Genomic DNA, 5,325 nt, shown 5'->3' with positions numbered 1-5,325 from the left:
CCCGGCGCTGGCCGTCGCCTCCGTCGGCTCGATCGTCGTCACGGCCGGGCTCACCCAGCTGCTCAAGAACGTGGTCCTCGAGCGGCCCGAGCTGGTCGACACCGACTCCTGGTACACCGGCGGCAGCTTCCCGAGCGGGCACACCGCGGCGGCCGTCTCGGTGGTGTTCGCCCTGGCGATGGTCGTCCCCGGGCGCGCGCGGACCGTCGTGCTCGCGCTGGGCGGCGCGGTCGTGGTGCTGGTCGGCAACCTGACGATGGCCGCCTCCTGGCACCGGGCGAGCGACGTCCTCGGGGCCGACCTCGTCGCGCTCGCCTCCGCCTCCGCCGCCTGCGCGTGGCTGACCACCAGGGCCCAGGTGGGCCGAGCGCCGAAGAGGCCCGCGCGGCGCGGGGTGAACCGGTTGCTCCTGGTGTGCTCGGTGATCGTGGTGCTGCTGCTCGCGGCTCTCGCCGTCCAGGGCATCCAGTACTACCCCGACGACACGAAGGACCTCACCGCCTTCGCGCTCCTGCAGCTCCTGGCGGTGTCGACGTCGGCGCTCGCCGTGCTCGGCTTCTCCCTCGCGTGGCGCGGACTGGACGTCGGTGGGGCACTCACCTCGCCCGCGCCGCGTCAGCGGACCGCCTGACCGCTCCCGGTGTCGGAGGGGCGATCTACACTCGGAGGGACATGAGCTTCCTCTTCGATCCGAGCGACTCCCGCGCCACCCCGGTCATCGTCGGCCCCCCCGGCGGCCCCGGGGACGCGCCCCGCACCGACCCGGCGCACGAGCAGCTCGTCGCGGGGCTGAACCCCCAGCAGCGCGAGGCGGTCGAGTACCGCGGAGACGCGCTGCTCATCGTCGCGGGTGCGGGCTCGGGCAAGACCAGCGTCCTCACCCGGCGCATCGCGAGCCTCCTGGGCAACGGCGAGGCCTGGCCGAGCCAGATCCTCGCGATCACGTTCACCAACAAGGCCGCGGCCGAGATGCGCGAGCGCGTCGAGAAGCTGGTGGGGCAGAGCGCCGAGGGGATGTGGATCTCGACCTTCCACTCCGCGTGCGTGCGGATCCTGCGCCGCGAGGCCGAGAACTTCGGCATGACCAAGTCGTTCACGATCTACGACTCGGGCGATCAGCGCGCCCTGCTCAAGCGCATCGTGAAGGACCTCGAGGCCGACTCGCTCGGGATCACCGTCGCGAGCGCCTCCGCGAAGATCTCCAAGCTCAAGAACGAGCTCGCCGACGTCGACTCCTACGCCCGCACCGCGAACCTCAGCGACCCGAACGAGGAGATGTTCCTCCAGGTCTTCCGGGCCTACTCGCGGGCGCTCGAGGGGGCGAACGCGTTCGACTTCGACGACCTGATCGCGCAGACCGTCTACCTCTTCCGCGCCTTCCCGCACGTCGCCGCGAAGTACCAGCGGCGCTTCCGCCACGTGCTGGTCGACGAGTACCAGGACACGAACCACGCCCAGTACTCGCTGATCCACGAGCTGACCCGGCCCGTGCCGCCGGCGACGATGGCCGCGGCGCAGTTCGACCGCCCCTACCGCGGACCGGTCACGGCCGACGGCTCCATCCCGGGGGCCTCGCTCACCGTCGTCGGCGACTCGGACCAGTCCATCTACGCGTTCCGCGGCGCCGACATCCGCAACATCGTCGAGTTCGAGCGCGACTTCCCGGGCTGCCGCGTGATCCTGCTCGAGCAGAACTACCGCTCGACGCAGAACATCCTCTCGGCGGCCAACGCCGTCATCTCGAACAACTTCGACCGTCGCGCGAAGAACCTCTGGTCCTCCAGCGGCGACGGGGAGAAGATCGTCGGCTACACCGGGTACTCGGGTCACGACGAGGCGCAGTTCGTGGTCGACGAGATCGCCCGCCTGCACGCGGCGGGCACCGGCTACGACGAGATCGCGGTCTTCTACCGCACCAACGCGCAGACCCGCGCGCTGGAGGAGATCTTCATCCGCTCCGCGCTGCCCTACCGGATCCTGGGCGGCACGAAGTTCTACGAGCGCGCCGAGATCAAGGACGCACTGGCGTACCTGATCACGGTGGCGAACCCGGCCGACGTGCTGGCGCTGCGGCGCATCATGAACACTCCGAAGCGGGGCATCGGCCCCGCGACGGAGGCGCAGCTGCAGTCGTTCGCCGACACCAACGCGGTGACCCTGCGGGAGGCGATGCGCAACGCCGGCTCGCTCGGGATGGGCCCGAAGGTGACGAAGGCGATCGTCGACCTCGCGACCCTCCTCGACGAGTGCGCGCTGATGCTCGACCCCGCACGGGAGGGCGGCGAGGCGAAGGTGCACGAGGTGCTGACGGCGCTCCTCACCCGCAGCGGCTACCTCGACATGCTCCGCGCCAGCCGCGACCCGCAGGACGAGGCCCGCGCCGAGAACGTCGACGAGCTCATCGCCGTCACCAAGGAGTTCGCGCGCAACAACCCGGACGGCGGGCTCGTGGACTTCCTCACCGAGGTCTCGCTGGTCGCCGCGGCCGACGACCTCGACGACGACTCCGGCACCGTCTCGCTGATGACGCTGCACACGGCGAAGGGCCTCGAGTACGACGCCGTGTTCCTCACCGGCATCGAGGAGGACCTGCTCCCGCACCGCATCTCGGCGAACGAGCCCGGCGGCCCGGCCGAGGAGCGGCGGCTGTTCTACGTGGGGATCACCCGGGCCCGCAAGCGCCTCTACCTCTCGCTCGCGATGACCCGCGCGCAGTACGGCGAGACGTCGGTCGCGATGCCGAGCCGGTTCCTGCAGGAGATCCCGGGAGAGCTGATCCAGTGGCGCCAGTCGCCCGGCGCGGCGACCTCGCGCGGCGGCACGCAGCCCCGGGCCCTGAACGCTCAGCGGCCCGGCTTCGGCAAGTCGCGATCGAACACCGAGTTCCGGGAAGCGCTCGCCGCGGCGCCGAAGGCCAAGGGCGAGTTCCCGAACCGGATCACCGGCATGGTGCGCGACAACGGCGACCTCGAGCTGATCGCGGGCGACCGCATCCGGCACACCGACTTCGGTGAGGGGCGCGTGAACGCGGTGACGGGCGAGGGCTCGAAGCGCGTCGCACACGTGCTCTTCGACCAGGTGGGCGCGAAGAAGCTGCTGATCAAGGTCGCGCCGATCGAGAAGATCTAGTCCGGTGGCGGCCGGATCGGCGGCCGCGCGGCTCGCGACGGAGGCGTTCTCCCCGGCGGTCCTCGCGGTGCTCGTGCCGGTCGTGGTCGGCGCGCGCGTCGCGGATCCGCCCCTGCTCGGTGTCGCCTGGGGAGCGCTCGCAGCTCTCTTCGTCGGGGTGGTGCCCTACCTCGTCATCCGCCTGCTGATGCGCACCGGCCGGATCCACGGCGACCATCACGTGCCCGACCGGCGCGAGCGGGCGCTGCCGATCGCGCTGGCGCTGGTGTCGATCGCGGCCGGACTGGTGCTGCTCGCCGCGCTCGGCGCTCCTGCCGCGGTGACCACGTTCGGCGTGGTGACGGTGGCCGTGGTGCTCGCCGTCGGCGTGGTCAACCTGGTCTGGAAGCTGTCCGGGCACGCGGCGGTGGTCGCCACCTGCGCCGTCGTCGTGCTGATCGCCTACGGACCGCTCTCCCTGCTGATCAGCGTGCCCATCGTCCTCTGGGTGCTCTGGTCGCGGGTGCGCCTCGGTGCGCACACCCCCGCTCAGGTCCTAGCGGGCGCCGCGGTCGGCACCGTCCTCGCCGGGACCGTCTGGTCCCTGCTCGGCTGACGTCCGTCCCTTCCCGTGTGCCCTCTGGTCGCCGTCCGCGAGATTCCACTCGAGTGGGAGGCACGCCGTGGCGGGCTCACCCGAGTGGCATCTCGCGAAAGGGGTCAGCCGGCGTAGCGCGCGACGAGCTCCCGCTTGAGGATCTTGCCGCTGGGCCCGAGCGGGAGGGCGTCGACGAACTCGACGCGGCGGGGGAACTTGAAGGCGGCGAGGTGCTCGTTCGCGTAGGCGATCAGCTCCTCCGCGGTGGCGGTCGCCGACGGGGCGAGGATCACCGCGGCCATCACCTCCTGGCCGTGGCGCTCGTCCGGGATCCCGAAGACCGCCGCGTTCTGCACGGCCGGGTGCCCGATCAGCACCTCCTCGACCTCGCGCGGGTACACGTTGTAGCCGTTGCGGATGATCATGTCCTTCGTGCGGTCGAGGATGCGGATGTAGTCCTCCTCGTCCTTCGTGCCCAGGTCGCCGGTGCGGAACCAGCCGTCGATCACCGCCTCCGCGGTCGCCGCCGGGTTGCCGAGGTACCCCTTCATCAGGTTGTGCCCGCGCACCACGATCTCGCCGAGCTCGCCCCGGGGGAGCAGCTCGACGCGGTCGGTCACGTCGGGGCGGGCGACCTCGACCTCGACGCCCCAGATCGGCGTGCCGACCGTGCCCGGCCGCGGCGGGACTCCGACGTGGTTGAAGGTGGCGACCGGGGAGGTCTCGGTGAGCCCGTAGCCCTCGTAGATCTCGACGCCGAACACCTCGCGGAAGCGCTCGATCACGGCGACGGGCAGGGCGGCGCCTCCCGAGACCGCGTAGCGCAGCGGCGGCCGGTCCTCGCGCCGGGTCGCGGCGTCGAGCAGGGCGACGTACATCGTGGGCACGCCCTCGAAGACCGTGCAGCCGTGGGCGATCATCGCCTCGAGCGCGGCGTCGCCGTCGAACTTCGGCACCAGGACGACCGTCGCGGCGGTGCGGAAGGCCGTGTTCATCGCGCAGACCTGCCCGAAGGTGTGGAAGAGCGGCAGCGCCCCGAGCACCACGTCGCCGCGGTGCAGGTCGAACGTGTTCATCAGCAGCACGTCCGACTGCGAGACGATCGCGAAGTGCGTCCCCTCCGCCCCCTTCGGACGGCCGGTGGTGCCGCTGGTGTAGAGGATCGTCGCCGTGTCGGAGGGGGAGCGGGGCACGTAGCCGTCGATCGGGGTCGCCTCCGCGGCGAGGTCCTCCAGGCGCGGGAGGGGCGAGGCGGTGCCGTCGGGCACCATCACGCTCAGCACGGGAACGTCGGCGAGGTCCGCTCCGGCGGCCCCCTCGGCGAGCAGCGGAGCGGCGCACACGAGCGCGACGGCTCCGGAGTCGCGCAGGACGTAGGCGATCTCGTCGTGCTTGAGCAGGGCGTGCACGGGGACCACCACGGCGCCGAGCGCGAGGACGGCGAAGTAGCCGCGGGGGAAGTCGGGGACGTTCGGGACCAGCAGGGCCACGCGGTCGCCCGGTCCGATCCCCTGGGCGCGCAGGGCTCCGGCGTAGGCACGGGTCTGCCGCCAGAGGGTCGCGTAGTCGACGGCCTGCTCGCCGACGCGGATGGCGATCGTGTCGGGGGTGCGCCGCGC

General features: G+C 71.8%; 4 protein-coding genes. 3 read left to right on the top strand and 1 reads right to left on the bottom strand.

Annotated elements, in window-relative coordinates; translation table 11 throughout:
• The 3 genes from C5C37_RS16865 to C5C37_RS16855 form a co-directional block, all read left to right on the top strand.
• A partial coding sequence (locus tag C5C37_RS16865; protein ID WP_104339331.1) for a phosphatase PAP2 family protein occupies nucleotides 1-631 on the top strand: 631 nt, incomplete at its 5' end.
• 41 nt (nucleotides 632-672) lie between these two features.
• The gene (locus C5C37_RS16860; RefSeq protein WP_104261607.1) at nucleotides 673-3,129 is read left to right on the top strand and encodes an ATP-dependent helicase; all 2,457 of its coding nucleotides are present in this window, start codon (nucleotides 673-675) and stop codon (nucleotides 3,127-3,129) included.
• 4 nt (nucleotides 3,130-3,133) lie between these two features.
• Nucleotides 3,134-3,724, top strand: coding sequence for a phosphatase PAP2 family protein (locus C5C37_RS16855; protein ID WP_104263482.1), 591 nt, complete (start codon nucleotides 3,134-3,136; stop codon nucleotides 3,722-3,724).
• 104 nt (nucleotides 3,725-3,828) lie between these two features.
• Here the strand turns inward: C5C37_RS16855 and C5C37_RS16850 are convergent.
• Nucleotides 3,829-5,325, bottom strand: a 1,497-nt coding sequence (locus C5C37_RS16850; protein ID WP_104339330.1) for a long-chain fatty acid--CoA ligase, incomplete at its 5' end; no start/stop codon positions are given.

This window comes from Rathayibacter sp. AY1F9, assembly GCF_002932155.1.
Taxonomy (GTDB): domain Bacteria; phylum Actinomycetota; class Actinomycetes; order Actinomycetales; family Microbacteriaceae; genus Rathayibacter.
Note: the sequence above shows the minus strand (reverse complement) of the source record. Positions and strands in the feature narration are given on the sequence as shown.

Bases quoted from the DNA above. Each gene is read 5' to 3' on its own strand.
- C5C37_RS16860 (WP_104261607.1), top strand. From the start codon at position 673: ATGAGCTTCCTCTTCGATCCGAGCGACTCCCGCGCCACCCCGGTCATC.